The organism is Chryseobacterium sp., assembly GCF_029240215.1.
Lineage (GTDB): Bacteria > Bacteroidota > Bacteroidia > Flavobacteriales > Weeksellaceae > Chryseobacterium.
Genome location: NZ_JARBTK010000004.1, coordinates 183,780 through 198,719 on the forward strand (window position 1 = coordinate 183,780; position 14,940 = coordinate 198,719).

Below are 14,940 nucleotides of genomic sequence, written 5' to 3' on the forward strand. Positions count from 1 at the left end.
TTACTCGTGTTAATTCATTTTTAAAATAAACACAATTTAACTCTGCCACACAGGATTTTCTTGCCCGATTAATCGGATGTATGTATTATTGTAAAAAATTATAATCATGCACATTCAGATTTCCCGGGATTTTAGAAAAAAGACCAAAGCAGCGGTTTCTTCTATCGTTATCTTTGTTTTTGTCTACATACTTATTTTTCTTTTTACTATACTTTTAGCTTTAGCCTGCATCGGTGGCGGACTTTGGCTTATTGCAGCAAAACCTATGTTTCTAACGATAATGCTGGGAGCCGGATTGGCAGGAACAGGAATTTTCGTGTTCTTTTTTATCATTAAATTTTTATTTAAAAAACACATCAACGACAGAAGTTATTTAACGGAAATCAAAAGGTCAGACGAACCTGAACTCTTTAAAATGATAGACGAAATCGTAAAAGAAGCCGAAACCAACTTTCCGAAAAAAGTGTATCTCTCGTCCGATGTCAACGCAAGTGTATTCTACGATTCGAGTTTTTGGAGTATGTTTTTCCCTATTCAGAAAAATCTCACGATTGGAGCCGGGCTTATCAACACAACCACAAAACAGGAACTGAAAGCCATATTATCCCACGAATTCGGGCATTTCTCACAACGTTCGATGAAGGTTGGAAGTTATGTGTATAATGTGAATCAGATTATTTTTAATTTGGTGAATGACGATGCATCTTATAGGAGTTCTATCGAAAAGTTTGCAAATTTCAGCGGTTATTTTTCAATTTTTGCATCGCTTGCGATTTTTATTACTTCAAAAATTCAATGGGTTCTCGCCAAGATGTATTCTTACGTCAACATCCGTCATATGGCACTTTCCAGAGAAATGGAATTTCATGCAGATGAAGTTGCCGCCCATATTGCCGGTTCGATTTCTTTGGAAGAATCGCTTTTGAGATTAGAGCTTGCCAACAATTCGTATAACAATGTTCTTAATTTTTATGAGGCAAGAATTTCAAAAAACCAGTCGAGCAAAAATATTTACCGCGAACAGTTTTTTGTCATGAATTTTCTTGCTGATCAAAGTGAACTGGAGACCAAATACGATCTTCCATATGTAAAACTTGCAGAATCAGGATTGTTTAACAAATCAAAATTGAATATAGAAAATCAATGGGCATCACATCCTTCTACTGAAGATCGGGTGGCAAAACTAAGACAGCTTAATATTGTAAAAGATACTGACAATCAACCCGCAAAAGATTTATTTAAAGATTTTGAAAAAACAGAAGAAAAGCTGACTGCAAAACTTTTCTCTAATGTAAAATACGAACGCGGACGAACAGATTTAGAATTCGAAACTTTTAAAACGGAATTTGAAACGCAATATCAGAAAGATTCATTTGATAAAATTTTTAATAATTATTACGATAATAAAAACCCTGATTCTGAAGTTCAGGAAAATCTGTTATCAGAAGATATTCAGTTCGATCATCTTTTCGACAATGAAAAGGTAGAACTTGTTTATACATTGATCGCTTTGGAAAGTGACAAGAAAACAATCGAAGCTATTGCTAATAAAGAATTTGTTTTAAAAACCTTCGACTATGACGGAAGAAAATATAAAGTCGCCGAAGCCAAAAAGCTTATTCCCGAGATTGAAAAATCTATAGTGGAAATCAAAGATCAGATTGTAAAAAACGACTCTGATATCTATAATTATTTCCTCAAAATTTCAGAAAATCAAAATAGAAAATCAGGATTTATAAGCCTTTATCAATCATTCTCTGATTACGATAAGCAATATGAAGATAAATTCAAACTTTATACAGATCTTATAAACGCCACAGCTTTTATCAGTATGCGAACTCCTTTTGAGCAGATCAGACATAATTTCATTAGCCTTAAATCTCTTGAAGACCAATTAAAACAAGAAATAAGATTTCATCTTCAGAATCCTCTTCTCATTTCAGAATTGAGCGAGAAAGATGTAAAAGATTTAAAAGATTATATAGAGAAAGAGCATATCTATTTCCGAAACGAAGAATATTTTAATTCCAATTTACAGTTGCTTATGAAAGCAATCAATACTTTACCCTATTTTCTTCACAGAAAATATTTTTTGATCAAAAAAGAAGTGCTTTCATTAATGAAAGATCTTGAAGAACATCATCGTGTAGAAAAGGTTTCTTAATTATAACACAAACCGTTTTGTTTTGCAGAGCGGTTTTTTGTTTTATTAAGCTATATATTCAATAAACAGAATTTATATTCGTTAGTTAAAAACATTTAAATTTACAAATCGATCTTGTTGCCATGAAAATATACTTATCATTTTTGTTGATATTAAACTCAATGTTATATTCCCAAAGAATAATTCATCCTGAGTATATTTGTGATAACGTTGAAAATGTAGCCTTAGAAAAAACAGAAGACATTCATTTCTTTTATTATAAACAGATACAATATATCGGGACAATTAGAGAAAAAATTAATGTTAGCTACAATGACTCTGAAAGATATAGTGATATTTTAGAAAATAACTATAAAAAGACTAATAATGATTCATTAAATAAAGAGTTTAAAGAACGGCACTACGATAATATTAAAATTTTTGTAGATACAAATACTTTAACTCCGCTTATTCAAACAAAAATTGATTATTCTAAAATTACAGAAGCTGAAGTTGAGGCAGAGGTTGATAAAATAAATGATGGACAAGCATCTACAAAAGAAATACCTCAACAGAAAATTTATTATGATGGTTTTCCAGTTACAATTTATAATCTTGAAACAAGAGAAAGAATTATTGGTTTTGGAAATAATGTAGCGATAGAGCTTGAAGCTTTAGGAAAAGATAATCTTTGGAAAAAAATATATAATTTCAGAAAATACAATTGCGGAACTGGGATCAGATATATTGCTTTAAAACCAAATGAAATTGCAACAGTTTTTGAACCTCGTATAATTGGTAATTTTAAAACTAAATTTAGATACAGATTAGGAAATATAATTTCAAACGAATTTGAAGGAAGTATTAATGATAACTATTTAAATGAATTAAAAGAATGAGCACAGAACAAACCCCACTCTACTACCACGGTACAAAAGCAGATTTAAAAACCGGCGACCTCATCGAAGTCGGCTTTGTATCAAACTATGGTACAAAAAGGAAATCAAAGTACATTTATCTTTCCGAGACTTTGGATGCGGCAACATGGGGTGCAGAATTGGCTTTCGGAGATGGAAAAGAAAGAATCTACATCGTAGAACCAACAGGTTCTATTGAAGATGATCCTAACGTAACAGATAAAAAATTCCCAGGAAATCCTACAAAATCTTACCGTTCTCAACACCCATTTAAAGTGGTGGGCGAAGTTACAGATTGGAAGGGACATTCACCTGAACAGCTCAAAATGATGAAAGATCACTTAGAAAAGCTGAAAGAGCAAGGCATTGAAGCCATTGAAGATTAATTATTACAGAGTAACATAAAAATTCTACAATCATGGCGAAACCCAACAAAACCAATGAGACAGAAGTCAGCGTCACAGATTTCATCAACTCCTATGTTGAAAATGAACAAAAGAAAACTGACAGCTATCAACTCATAAAATTGATGAGCGAATGGTCAGGCTGTGAACCCAAAATATGGGGACCAACAATTATCGGATTTGGAAGTTATCATTACAAATACGCCAGCGGACACGAAGGAGATATGCCTATCATTGGATTCTCACCACGCAAGGCAGAATTCTCGCTCTACGTCTATGCGCCCACTGAAGAAAATAAGCATCTGCTGAATGATCTCGGGAAATTTAAAATGGGTAAAGCCTGCATTTATATAAAAAAGCTATCTGATATTAATATTGATTCTTTAGAAAAGCTTTGTAAAACTACAATTGTGTATATAAATGAAAATCACGAATGTGCGTGTAGAGAGAAATAGAATACAAAACTTAATTTTTTAAAAATACCGAACACACGAAATGAGAAAAAGGATATCAAAAATAGAGAACCATGTACAAGACAGAAATTCTGTTGCCTGGAAAAAACTCTGTGAATATGTTGACAAAGTTGCAGACGAAAATCTTGATGAATTTTCACCTTTAGAAGAACTTGGATTAGAATTGTTTTCTCAAATACATACCTTACCGGAAACAATATCAAAACTAAAAAAGGTTAAGAAAGTTTGGCTTTACGGAAGCAAACTGAAATGCATTCCACCAGAAATCGGAGAAATGGAAGCACTTGAATATTTTGATCCCTACACTTCATACAATTTAAATTGGTTTCCTTATGAAATTACAAAATGTAAAAATCTTAAAGACAGTCGAGTAAGCACAAGAATTTTGTACGGCAATTATAAGAACAGAATGGGATTTCCAAACTTAGTTCATAATCCCGTAAGATATTTCGGTGACACTTTAAATTGCAGTATTTGCACTAAAACAATGACTTATGAACAGACAAATCAGTTGTGGATTTCTTTAAAAGTAGGAACTGATATATTACCTCTTTTGACAAATCTCTGCTCAAAAGAATGTGAAAGCAAATTACCAATTCCACCAAAAGACTATCTCCAATTCGCACATAAAGGCAGTGCAGATTTAATACAGCCACTTGACGAAGATGAATTATTTAGAAATGAAGCCCTATGAAGAGAATGAAAGTAATTCTTTAACAAATCTTGAAGAGAATCAAAATAAAACTCTGTTGCAAAATCACAGCGAAATATCCAAATTTCCTTTATTAAAACTGATAAGAAAAATATGGATAGATAGATTGCTTTTCTCATTATCAAATAAATAAAAAAACAATTTGCTTTTTAATTATCTTTATCAAAAAGTAAATATGAAAACAACTTTATTCTTTTTAATAGCATCTACTGCAGCATTTTCCGCACAAACAACGATTACCAAAGCATTCAACGATCCTATCATTGGAGAAACCGTCAATAATGTCAACGTTAACGGAACCGTAGATAATTCTGCAACAGGAGCCAACACTACGTTTTCAAACAGTAGTTTGACACAAGGCTCTGCATCGGTCAATACCTATTCTGCACCGACTACGACCGACATTTCAACATTTCCGGGAACGACCATCAAAATGATCGGAGGCGGAAGTACTGTTCACTATAAGCAAACCGCCAACAAACTGGAAATTACCGGATTGGTAACTCCCGATGCTACTCTGAATTTCTCCACCAACAACGGCACATTCATCAGCTATCCTGCAGCATTCGGATATTCTGAAAATGATACTGCTTCAGGCACATTTTCTGCAACAGCAGGCTCAGGAAATTTCAGTGGTACCATTGCCATTACAGCAGACGCATCGGGAACACTTCTCATTGGCGCAAAAACTTACACCAATGTTTTAAGAATCAAATCTGTACAGAATTTTTCTTTAACTGTATTTGGTTTTCCGGTAGGAACTGTAGTCAATACATCATATACATATTACGACAGTGCTCACAAATTCCCGTTATTAAGCACAACGAATGCCGTAATTACCGTTCAGGGGACAGCACAGACCACAAATGTCGCCCAAGCTCTGAGTGAAGCTTTCCTTGCAGCATCTGATGTAGCCAAAAAAGATACATTTAAAATTTATCCAAATCCCGCACAGGATTTTATCGAATTTAAAGGAGACTTATCTAAATATTCCAAAGTCAACATTTACAGCTTAGACGGAAGACTGATCAAGACATCAGATTTGAAGTCCGGGAAAGTACAGGTTTCGGAATTACCACCGTCATCTTATTTCATTGAAGTTTCAGGAAACAAATCTCAATCTGAAAGCATAAAATTCATCAGAAAGTAATTATCTTTAATTATTTAAAAATATTTCCAGCCGTTTTAAGTTTTTAGAACGGTTTTTGATTTAACAGAATTGTAATTTATTGTTCTTTTAAATTTCATCACACCAAATACCTTTTTTTATTAATTTAATCAAAATATTACGCCATGAAAAAACTACTTTTCCTTGTCCCGTACTTTCTAGTTTCGGGAATCAGTGCACAGGAAATCACCACTTCAGAAGTGAATACCGTTCCTGAAGATAAAATGAATATTATTAAAACCAATATTACCGGATATGCATTCCGAAATATCAATCTGTCATACGAAAGATCTATCAACCGATGGTTTGCCATCAATGTTGGTTTCGGGACAGTTGCTGAAGGAAAAGTTCCTTTTATGAATGCTTTTTTAAGCGAAGAAGATGAAAAAGATTTTCAGAATCTTAAAATAAAAGCAACCAATTTTACCATAGAACCCAGATTTTATATTGGTCAGGGCTACGGAAAAGGCTTTTATTTTGCACCTTATTACCGATATTCGAAGGTTTCTACCAATACATTTGATTACACTTACGATTACAGCGCATTCGGGACTATCATCCCGGTTCCTTTAAAAGGTTTGGGAGATGCCAGCGGAAACAGTGGAGGATTGATGGTAGGAGCGCAGTTTTTTCTGAACAAGCAGCACAGCTTTATCCTTGATTTTTGGATTGCAGGAGCACATTACGGCTCCGGAAGAGGAGATTTTAGCTTAACAAGCGATATTATTCTTACTCCCGAAATGCAAGCTCAGTTAAAACAGGAGATTGAAAATTTAGATATTCCGTTTGTAGATTATACTGTGGAAACCAATTCTAATGGTGCAAGAATAAAGGTTGACGGACCATGGGCCGGCTTCCGAAGCGGATTTTCACTGGGTTACAGATTCTAATTTTATCAGCATAAAAAAACACCGTTCACAATTGTAAACGGTGTTTTTTTATTTATAGGCATCTTTAAATTTTTCAATAAGATGATCAAGCGTATGACGCTGTACGTATACGGTTCTTACATCATCATATCGTGGGGACTTATAAAAGACCTCATGGAAATCCATACTTCCATTTCCTACTTTTACCACTTTCTGCACATCAATATTTAATTTCTTTAATTCTTCTTTTAAGACTTGAAATTCGTCTTGGATATTATTCATCTCTATATTCCGGTTTAAGTTAAAATTCATCAATATTTTTCAAAGCAACCCCCATTAATTTCAACAGATGGTTAAATTTTTAATAAATTTAGTAATTTCATTTGAATTAACCATAGGGTTTACCATATTTTTTATATTTAATCTAAATAACAAAAAGTATACCTAACCGCATATTTATTAATCAAAAATGAATTCAATGTTAATTTAATGTTAACAAATAATGTAAAATAGTGCTTTTTTGATGCACCCGAATTAATGTTTTTTATCACAGTGAATCAAAACAGATAAAAATTATTATGGAATTTAATATTTAACTCTGAAAAGAATTTACCATCCAATATGAAATACATTTAGCTATGAAATCATTCAACTCATTTCTGATTTTAACCTTACTTGCTTTTTCAACTTTGGCTTTCGCTCAAAAAAAGACAAATAACAAATCTTTTAAAATCAAACCGGGTACAGAAAACAATGCAATAGTTTTGGCAGATGAAAACGCTCCACACTTTATGCAATTCGGAATCATGTCAAGAAATCACGAAGAATTCAGAAAAAAATATGGAATTGCAGTAATCTATCAAAACTGTGTCATCAGCCAGTTTCTTTCCCAAAAAGCAAAAAAAAACAACAAATTGGTCGCCAAAGAACTCACCGAAAAATATGGAGATGTTTGGAAAAAAGACCTCGGATTTATTCCTTACGGATTATAGCTCTTCTTCAACTTCAATCTCATGACGCAACTGTGCTTTGTATAAAGTCGCATAATAACCGTTTTTGTCAAGTAGCTCAAGATGCTTTCCTTCTTCAACGATTTTACCGTGTTCCATCACAATGATTTTGTCGGCTTTTTCAATTGTGGAAAGCCTGTGTGCGATAATGATTGAAGTACGGTTTTTAGTAATTTTTTCCGTAGCTCTTTGGATCAGTTTTTCACTTTCGTGATCGATTGATGAGGTCGCTTCATCCAAAATAAGAATTTTAGGATCCGATAAATAAGCTCTCAGGAAAGATAATAGCTGTCGCTGACCAAGTGAAATAGACGATCCTCTTTCGCTCACCACATATTCGTAACCACCTGGAAGGCTTTCAATGAAATCATCGACTTCAATTTCCTTTGCACCGGCTTTTATTTTTTCTAAAGTTACACTATCGTCACCGAAAGCAAGGTTTTCATAAATACTACCGTGGAAAAGGAAAACATCCTGCAAAACGACACCGATATGACTTCTGAGATTGTATAATTCATAATCTTTCAACTCAACATCATCAATGAAAATTTCTCCGGAATTGATATCATATAATCTCGTAATCAAACTGATAATCGTAGATTTTCCGGCTCCCGTTGCTCCTACAATCGCTACAGTTTCTCCGGGATTTACTTTAAAATCTATTCCTTTTAAAACCTCCTGTTTTTCGTCATAAGCAAAACGTACATCTTTAAATTCTATTTTTCCGTCAAAATGATCTTTAGAAACTTTTCCATTGTTTGGCATGGCGTAATCTTCATCCATAATGCCTAACACTCTTTCTGCACCTACAATCCCACGCTGAATATTATTGAAGCGGTCTGCAATCTGTCTCAAAGGACGAATCAGCATCGAAATAAACTGAATAAATGCAATAACAACACCCGCGCTGATCGTAATATATCCTCCGTAAAATAATACGAAACCTATGAAAAGCGAAGAGATCAGTTCAACAACAGGAAAAAACAGAGAGAAGATGAAAACCGTTCTCAGCAAAGCACTTTTCAAAGTAATATTGATGTCGTCAAACTTTTTAAATTCTGCCTGTTGTCTGTTGAAAACCTGAATAATCGGCATTCCGGCAAGTCTTTCCTGCACAAATGAGTTTTGATTAGAAGTCCATGTTCTTTCATCACCAAAAGCTTTCTTCAGTCTTTTTTGAAAAAATCTGGTAATGACAACCATCAAAGGTAAAATAGCAAGAGAAATATAACTCAGATGTACATCCACCTGAAACATCATAAACAGAACAAAAATAATTCTCAAAATATCACCGAAAACCATCAAAAAACCGTCTGTGTAAACCGTTGCAATAGTTTCAACATCACCAACAGCACGCGTCACCAATTGTCCGATCGGAGTTTTATCAAAAAAGGCCGTTCTGAAATAAATTAGCTTATTATAAAGCCTTTCACGAATATCTCTGATGACATTCTGCGAAATATAATTCGAAAAATAAACCAAAAAGAAATTTAAAATTGTCTCCGCAAAAACCAATCCGACCAAAGCGTAAATATGCTTCATCATCAAGGCTTTGTCTTTCAGCTTGGTAATATCATTATCTACAATCTGCATTGTAAGATAAGGTCTGTAAGTGGAAACTATGGACAGTATGATGGAAATAATCAGGGTAAAAATAAACCAGGAACGAAACTTCATACCGATGAAGAAAAGTCTCTTTACTATTGCCCAAGTATCTTGTTTTTTCATTATCGAAATTGACGTAAAGAATTAATTTGAGAAAATTCTCTGCAAAAATAAGACTTTAAAATTTTACAGCCTTTACAACTCCATCAAATAGTCATAGAAAGTTTCCAATTCCTGTTATTGAGCAAATAAATCTTAAGCCAGTTTTCTCAACCAGTTTAAAATATATCCCGCCACTTCTTCCCAACCTTCCTCACCCGCAATAAAATGGCTTCTACCTTCAAATTCTTTAAAATCAACAATACTTTTTTCATCTTTGTAAGCATTGGCAATTTTTCTAGAAAATGCGGCAGGGAAAATATGGTCGTTTGAACCCGCAATAAATAACAACGGTTCGTGAGGTTTGTTTAAATCTAATTTTGCAGATGATTTGAAAAGCGGATCTCTTGCCAATTTTCTGCTTTCAGGAGCGGCAACGGCTTCATACAATTTATCACTTTCAGCTTTAGAATAATTATTAAAAAATGCTTTGTGATACCATTCTTTTGTTCCTAAAAATGCTGAATTTCCTTTGAAGAAATTCACAACAGGCCAAACAATTTTTACAGTAGAAAAAGGAGCCATCACATTTTTCGGAGGCGCACCATCAATGCTTACTCCAGCAGCTGCTTTTCCCATGTCGATTAGTTTCTGAACCATCAATCCACCGAATGAATGCCCAATAACGATTGGTTTTTCAGGAAGTGTGTCGATGAATTTTACTAAATTTTCTACCGTGTCATCAAAACCTACATTTTTCAGTTCCGAAGGAATATTTCTTTTCAAATCACTCGGATTTCCTTCGTGTCCTGGGTTTGATGGAGTGTGAACGGTGTAACCTTGAGCTTCAAAATAAGTTTTCCAGTTTTTCCAGCTTGTATTGTTAACGAATAATCCGTGAATCAATACGATCGTTTTTGTTTTCATAATAAATATTGTTTTAAATTATGAGACAAAGTTGCGAAGATAAAACGACGATAATTTTAACTTTGGTTAAAATCGTGACAGCAAGTTTAAGTTTTATTCAATTATTAATCACGTGCTATTTTTTAACGCAAAGTGCGCAAAGATTTTTTTAAAATTATTGAAAATATTTTTCGTTCGCAAAGGCGTAAACTCAGCAAAGATCACAAAGTTTAATTACTTAAAATATTTAGCCTATTTCTCGGAAATTCTTTTTCTTATCCTGCTCAAAGACGGCCCTTGAATTCCCAGATAAGAAGAAATATGATACAACGGAACGTTATTAAAAATATCAGGATGCTGTTTGATTAAATCTAAATATCGTTCTTCGGGAGATTTCAAAATAAATCCTTCAATTCTGCTCATTGTTACATTAAAAGCTTCCTGCGCCAAAAGTCTTCCGAATTTTTCCCACTGATGCGATTGTTGATACAGAGAATGCAAGTCTGTGTATCTGATGTAAATAATCGATGCATCTGTCAAAGCCTGGGTATGATAATCACAAGGAATCTGATTGATAAAACTTTTAAAAGAAACGACGAAACCGTTTGCAGAATACAGAAAAACATTTTTTTCCTCTCCTGTTTTCTCATCAATTGTGTAAGAACGGAAAACTCCATTAACGATAAATCCAAAATACGTACAAACTGTAGCACGAAGATTGAAAAAATCTCCTTTATTGTATTCTTTGGGTAACCAAAAATTTGAAGACAATTTAAAATCTTCTTCCGTAAGACCAGCGAATTGATTGAGTGCAAATGCCAATTTTTCGATTTCAGTCATGGTTTTTAGTTTTAGTTTTTAGTTTACATAAAGATTCTGTTTACTTTATTAAAATAAATCTTACTCAAATTCATAGCCCACATCAACCAGAAAAAGTCCGTGAGCGGGTGCAGATGTCCCTGCCGAGTTTCTGTTTTTATTTTCAATGACTTTTCTAATATCATTCGGTTGTATTTTCCCGGAACCCACCTCAACCATTGTTCCTACGATTGCCCTTACCATATTTCTCAAAAACCGATTGGCTGAAACGGTAAATTTCAGTTCACTCCCGTTTTGCTCCCATTCCGCTTTATAGATTTTGCAGAGATTGGTTTTGTTATCGGTATGAAGTTTCGCAAAACTTGTAAAATCTTCATATTCAAATAAAATCTTACAGGCTTCATTCATTATATTCACATCAATATTTCTTCTCCAAAGTTGCCATGCAGAATCTTCTGTAAAAGGATTTTTTTCTAATGAAATATAATACTCATACGTTCTGAAAGTTGCATCAAAACGTGCATGAAAATCATCTTTTACAGGAAAAATTCTTTTGATTGAAATATCGGAAGGTAAAAAACTGTTCATTTTATGAGTAAGCTGATCGCTTAAAAATTGCTCTGTCTCAAAATGGGCAAACATTTTCCTTGCGTGAACTCCGGTATCGGTTCTTCCCGCTCCTACTGTTTTTATGGGTTCTCTTAAAATGGTAGAAAGTGCTTTTTCCAATTCTTCCTGTACAGAAATATCTTTTGGCTGAATCTGATAACCAAAATAATTTTTGCCGTTGTATGAAAATTCTATGAAATATCTCAAAATAATAAAATTGACCTACAAAAATACTCTAATTTGACAATACCACAGAATGATATTTTTACAATAAATGTTGAAAAGTCATTTATCATATGCAGGAAAATACACATGAAAATTGCTATTTTTGCAAACGTATGAAAAGATGGTATCTCTATCCTTTTTCTTTAGGTTATCACATGGTTACGGGCATCCGGAACAGTATGTATGATCTGGGAATTTTAAAATCTACAAAATTCAAAACTCCGATTATTAACGTCGGCAATCTTTCTGTGGGCGGAAGCGGAAAATCACCAATGGTCATGTATCTGGCAACTTTCCTGTCAAAATACTACAGAACGGGTGTACTTTCCCGCGGTTACGGAAGACTGACGAAAGGTTATGACGTTACCAACTACGACAGCAATTACAAAACTGTAGGCGATGAGGCAATGCAGTTGTTTGAGCGTTTCAAAAACCGTTTTGTCATTGCAGTTTCCGAAGAGAGAGTTCCCGGAGCCAAAAAAGTAATTGATGATATGGATCTTGATGTTTTGGTTTTGGATGATGCGATGCAGCACAGGGCTATAAAAGCAGGATTTAATATTTTGATGACTGATTTTAATGATCCTTATTTTAAAGATCATCTTCTTCCGGCGGGTGATTTGAGAGAATCCAGAGCGGGAGCAGGTCGTGCCGATATTATTATGGTCAGTAAATGTCCGGATGAACTGACTGAAGAAACCAAGCAATATTACATTTCGAGAATTAAACCTTCTTATAAACAAAAAGTGTTTTTCTCTTCTATTGGATACGATGAAAATGTATATGCAAGAGAAAAAATGCTTCCGGATAATAATCTGAATTATTATGACATTCTTCTGATTACAGGAATTGCCAATCCTAAACCTTTATTGGATCACCTGGCTAAGTTTTCTCAAAAGGTAAAGCACTTGAAATTCAGAGATCATCATAACTTTTCAGATGCGGATATTAAAAATATCGTTGCAGAATACAAAAAATTAGGTGAATACAAACTGATCTTAACCACTGAGAAAGATTATGTTCGTTTAAAAACCTTTGATTACTTGAGAGAACTGGTTTATTATTGGCCAATTAATGTAATCATCGATAAAAAAGAAGAATTTAATCAGATTATTTTAGATTACGTCAACAAAAAATAAAACAGAATCCGCAGCATCATTGCGGATTTTTTCTTTTAAATACTAACGAATAGAATTTTTCAATATGATAAATTTATCCTAATTCATATAATTTCAACCTAAAATCACGTTCCATTGTTTAGATTTGTAAAAAATTTGGATATGAAACATATGTTGACTTTTTTGATGTTAAGTATTTTTACTTTAGGATGTTCACAACAGGTTCCTGAAGTTTCAAAAACTCAGTTTTCAAAAGAAGCACTTAAACAGAAATTAGAAAATGAAGAAGGAAAAACCATTACCATTCAGGAAATCCTGAATCAGCACAAAGGTAAAGTAGTTGTAATTGATTTTTGGGCGGGATGGTGCAGAGATTGTCTGAAGGCATTTCCAAAAGCTATTGAACTTGAAAAAAATAATCCCAATATAGATTTTGTTTTCTTTTCCCTTGACCGTTCAAAAGAAGGCTTCGAGAGAAGTCTTGAGAAATTTAATATGAAAGAAAAAGAAAATTATTGGTTTTCAACAGGCTGGAAAAACGATTTCAACGATTACATCGAGCTCAACTGGATTCCAAGATATATAGTGATCGATCAAAAATCTGGAATCGCAAAATATTACGCCATTACTCCGGAAGATCCTGAAATTCAGGCAACGATTGACAAACTTTTAAAGTAAGGAGATTAAGAAAACTATACAGCATAAATATTAAACTTTAAACAGAAATAAATGAATCCATATCTTTGTGATATGGATTCTTCTTTTCCGGTTCGCAAAATAATTCATGTAGATATGGACGCATTTTATGCTTCCGTAGAACAGCATGACAATCCCGAGCTGAAAGGAAAAGCAATCGCAGTTGGTGGCGGACATCGTGGTGTGGTTTCAGCGGCAAGTTATGAAGCCAGAAAGTTCGGAGTACGTTCTGCAATGCCTAGTAAAACTGCACGGGAAAAATGTCCGCATCTTATTTTCGTTCCTCCTCGATTTGCGCGCTACAAAGAAATTTCAAGAAAGATCAGGGAAATATTTTATGAATATACCGATCTCGTGGAACCGCTTTCTTTAGACGAAGCTTATCTTGATGTCACGGAAAATAAAAAGGGAATAGAATCTGCCAATCAGATTGCCAAAGAAATTCGTCAGAAAATTTTTGAACAGACAGGTTTAACGGCTTCTGCGGGAATTGCCGTCAATAAATTTTTGGCTAAAGTCGCTTCTGACATCAATAAACCTAACGGACAAAAAACCATTCACCCCGATAAAATGGAAAAGTTTCTGGAAGAACTTCCTGTCGAAAAATTCTACGGAGTCGGAAAAGTGACCGCAAACAAGATGTTCACTTTTGGAATTTTCAAAGGAAAAGATTTAAAGAAAAGAACCCTGGAAGACCTTACCCGATTATTCGGAAAATCAGGAGGATATTATTACAATGTCGTTCGTGGAATCCACAATTCTGAAGTGAAGCCTCACAGAATTCAGAAAAGTGTTGCCGTAGAAAGAACTTTTTTTGAAGATCTTTCTGATGAGCAACAGATTGACGAGAAACTGAGCAGTCTGAGCGAAGAACTTCATCAGCGTCTTCAAAAAAACAACATTTTAGGAAGATCTTTAACTTTAAAAATCAAATACAAAGATTTTTCACTATATACACGGAGCAGCACAAAAGAAGAGTATTTTGCTTCACCGGAAGAGTTTTTCAGGGCTTCAAAAAAACTCTGGGAACTCCGTCCTTTTGATAAAGCGGTACGATTATTGGGATTATCCCTTTCTCATCTCAACACAGAAGAAAAAAAGCAGGTATCAGTTCAACTAAAAATTCCGTTTCAGGAATTTGAATGATTCTTTGCCGATTTTTCATTA

Annotated in this window: 16 protein-coding genes; 11 read left to right on the top strand and 5 right to left on the bottom strand. The window is 33.9% G+C overall.

Going from position 1 to position 14,940, the window contains the following annotated elements:
* The first annotated feature begins 106 nt into the window (after positions 1–106).
* The 7 genes from K0R77_RS10450 (at position 107) to K0R77_RS10480 (ending at position 6,707) form a co-directional block, all read left to right on the top strand.
* Positions 107–2,164 (top strand): M48 family metallopeptidase, encoded by a 2,058-nt coding sequence (locus K0R77_RS10450; protein ID WP_300352020.1) that lies wholly within the window; start codon positions 107–109, stop codon positions 2,162–2,164.
* A gap of 122 nt (positions 2,165–2,286) precedes the next feature.
* Complete coding sequence (locus tag K0R77_RS10455) at positions 2,287–3,042, top strand: hypothetical protein (protein ID WP_300352022.1); 756 nt, start codon at positions 2,287–2,289, stop codon at positions 3,040–3,042.
* Entirely contained in the window at positions 3,039–3,446 is a 408-nt protein-coding gene (arr, locus tag K0R77_RS10460) for an NAD(+)--rifampin ADP-ribosyltransferase (protein WP_300352024.1), read from the top strand. Before K0R77_RS10455 ends, arr begins: the two co-directional genes overlap by 4 nt.
* 32 nt (positions 3,447–3,478) lie before the next feature.
* Positions 3,479–3,919 carry a DUF1801 domain-containing protein gene (locus tag K0R77_RS10465; RefSeq protein ID WP_300352026.1) on the top strand — a complete coding sequence of 147 codons (441 nt, stop codon included), beginning with the start codon at positions 3,479–3,481 and terminating at the stop codon, positions 3,917–3,919.
* Positions 3,920–3,959: 40 nt separating this feature from the next.
* Positions 3,960–4,631 carry a hypothetical protein gene (locus tag K0R77_RS10470; protein WP_300352027.1) on the top strand — a complete coding sequence of 224 codons (672 nt, stop codon included), beginning with the start codon at positions 3,960–3,962 and terminating at the stop codon, positions 4,629–4,631.
* Between the two features lie 193 nt (positions 4,632–4,824).
* On the top strand, positions 4,825–5,799 hold the full coding sequence (locus tag K0R77_RS10475) for a T9SS type A sorting domain-containing protein (RefSeq protein WP_300352029.1): 975 nt from the start codon (positions 4,825–4,827) through the stop codon (positions 5,797–5,799).
* Between the two features lie 143 nt (positions 5,800–5,942).
* Positions 5,943–6,707 carry a DUF3575 domain-containing protein gene (locus K0R77_RS10480; protein ID WP_300352031.1) on the top strand — a complete coding sequence of 255 codons (765 nt, stop codon included), beginning with the start codon at positions 5,943–5,945 and terminating at the stop codon, positions 6,705–6,707.
* 48 nt (positions 6,708–6,755) lie between these two features.
* Here the strand turns inward: K0R77_RS10480 and K0R77_RS10485 are convergent, their stop codons facing one another.
* Complete coding sequence (locus K0R77_RS10485) at positions 6,756–6,968, bottom strand: hypothetical protein (RefSeq protein WP_300352032.1); 213 nt, start codon at positions 6,966–6,968, stop codon at positions 6,756–6,758.
* A 356-nt stretch (positions 6,969–7,324) separates the two neighbouring features.
* Here K0R77_RS10485 and K0R77_RS10490 point away from each other — a divergent pair, with 356 nt between their 5' ends.
* A complete protein-coding gene (locus K0R77_RS10490; protein WP_300352033.1) occupies positions 7,325–7,678 on the top strand; it encodes a hypothetical protein in 354 nt (117 codons plus the stop codon).
* Here K0R77_RS10490 and K0R77_RS10495 read toward each other — a convergent pair.
* The 4 genes from K0R77_RS10495 to truA form a co-directional block, all read right to left on the bottom strand.
* On the bottom strand, positions 7,673–9,424 hold the full coding sequence (locus K0R77_RS10495) for an ABC transporter ATP-binding protein (RefSeq protein WP_300352035.1): 1,752 nt from the start codon (positions 9,422–9,424) through the stop codon (positions 7,673–7,675). The two genes, K0R77_RS10490 and K0R77_RS10495, sit on opposite strands and share 6 nt — an antisense overlap.
* A 132-nt stretch (positions 9,425–9,556) precedes the next feature.
* Entirely contained in the window at positions 9,557–10,327 is a 771-nt protein-coding gene (locus tag K0R77_RS10500; protein WP_300352037.1) for an alpha/beta hydrolase, read from the bottom strand.
* Positions 10,328–10,558: 231 nt separating this feature from the next.
* Complete coding sequence (locus K0R77_RS10505; protein WP_300352038.1) at positions 10,559–11,146, bottom strand: Crp/Fnr family transcriptional regulator; 588 nt, start codon at positions 11,144–11,146, stop codon at positions 10,559–10,561.
* 60 nt (positions 11,147–11,206) lie between these two features.
* Positions 11,207–11,944 (bottom strand): tRNA pseudouridine(38-40) synthase TruA, encoded by a 738-nt coding sequence (gene truA, locus K0R77_RS10510; RefSeq protein WP_300352408.1) that lies wholly within the window; start codon positions 11,942–11,944, stop codon positions 11,207–11,209.
* A gap of 128 nt (positions 11,945–12,072) precedes the next feature.
* Between truA and lpxK the strand changes: the two genes are divergently transcribed.
* The 3 genes from lpxK (at position 12,073) to dinB (ending at position 14,919) form a co-directional block, all read left to right on the top strand.
* Positions 12,073–13,098: a tetraacyldisaccharide 4'-kinase gene (gene lpxK, locus K0R77_RS10515; RefSeq protein ID WP_300352040.1), complete on the top strand. Its 1,026-nt coding sequence runs from the start codon at positions 12,073–12,075 to the stop codon at positions 13,096–13,098.
* Between the two features lie 141 nt (positions 13,099–13,239).
* A complete protein-coding gene (locus tag K0R77_RS10520) occupies positions 13,240–13,755 on the top strand; it encodes a thioredoxin family protein (protein ID WP_300352042.1) in 516 nt (171 codons plus the stop codon).
* A gap of 72 nt (positions 13,756–13,827) precedes the next feature.
* Positions 13,828–14,919, top strand: coding sequence for a DNA polymerase IV (gene dinB, locus K0R77_RS10525; protein WP_300352410.1), 1,092 nt, complete (start codon positions 13,828–13,830; stop codon positions 14,917–14,919).
* The last annotated feature ends 21 nt before the right edge of the window (positions 14,920–14,940 follow it).

What these genes read in the sequence shown, in the direction of transcription:
- arr (WP_300352024.1), top strand. Translation starts at nt 3,039, where the DNA reads ATGAGCACAGAACAAACCCCACTCTACTACCACGGTACAAAAGCAGAT.
- K0R77_RS10520 (WP_300352042.1), top strand. Translation starts at nt 13,240, where the DNA reads ATGAAACATATGTTGACTTTTTTGATGTTAAGTATTTTTACTTTAGGA.
- K0R77_RS10480 (WP_300352031.1), top strand. Translation starts at nt 5,943, where the DNA reads ATGAAAAAACTACTTTTCCTTGTCCCGTACTTTCTAGTTTCGGGAATC.
- K0R77_RS10495 (WP_300352035.1), bottom strand. Translation starts at nt 9,424, where the DNA reads ATGAAAAAACAAGATACTTGGGCAATAGTAAAGAGACTTTTCTTCATC.
- K0R77_RS10485 (WP_300352032.1), bottom strand. Translation starts at nt 6,968, where the DNA reads ATGAATAATATCCAAGACGAATTTCAAGTCTTAAAAGAAGAATTAAAG.
- dinB (WP_300352410.1), top strand. Translation starts at nt 13,828, where the DNA reads ATGGATTCTTCTTTTCCGGTTCGCAAAATAATTCATGTAGATATGGAC.
- K0R77_RS10475 (WP_300352029.1), top strand. Translation starts at nt 4,825, where the DNA reads ATGAAAACAACTTTATTCTTTTTAATAGCATCTACTGCAGCATTTTCC.
- K0R77_RS10450 (WP_300352020.1), top strand. Translation starts at nt 107, where the DNA reads ATGCACATTCAGATTTCCCGGGATTTTAGAAAAAAGACCAAAGCAGCG.
- K0R77_RS10490 (WP_300352033.1), top strand. Translation starts at nt 7,325, where the DNA reads ATGAAATCATTCAACTCATTTCTGATTTTAACCTTACTTGCTTTTTCA.
- K0R77_RS10455 (WP_300352022.1), top strand. Translation starts at nt 2,287, where the DNA reads ATGAAAATATACTTATCATTTTTGTTGATATTAAACTCAATGTTATAT.
- K0R77_RS10465 (WP_300352026.1), top strand. Translation starts at nt 3,479, where the DNA reads ATGGCGAAACCCAACAAAACCAATGAGACAGAAGTCAGCGTCACAGAT.
- K0R77_RS10470 (WP_300352027.1), top strand. Translation starts at nt 3,960, where the DNA reads ATGAGAAAAAGGATATCAAAAATAGAGAACCATGTACAAGACAGAAAT.
- lpxK (WP_300352040.1), top strand. Translation starts at nt 12,073, where the DNA reads ATGAAAAGATGGTATCTCTATCCTTTTTCTTTAGGTTATCACATGGTT.
- K0R77_RS10505 (WP_300352038.1), bottom strand. Translation starts at nt 11,146, where the DNA reads ATGACTGAAATCGAAAAATTGGCATTTGCACTCAATCAATTCGCTGGT.
- K0R77_RS10500 (WP_300352037.1), bottom strand. Translation starts at nt 10,327, where the DNA reads ATGAAAACAAAAACGATCGTATTGATTCACGGATTATTCGTTAACAAT.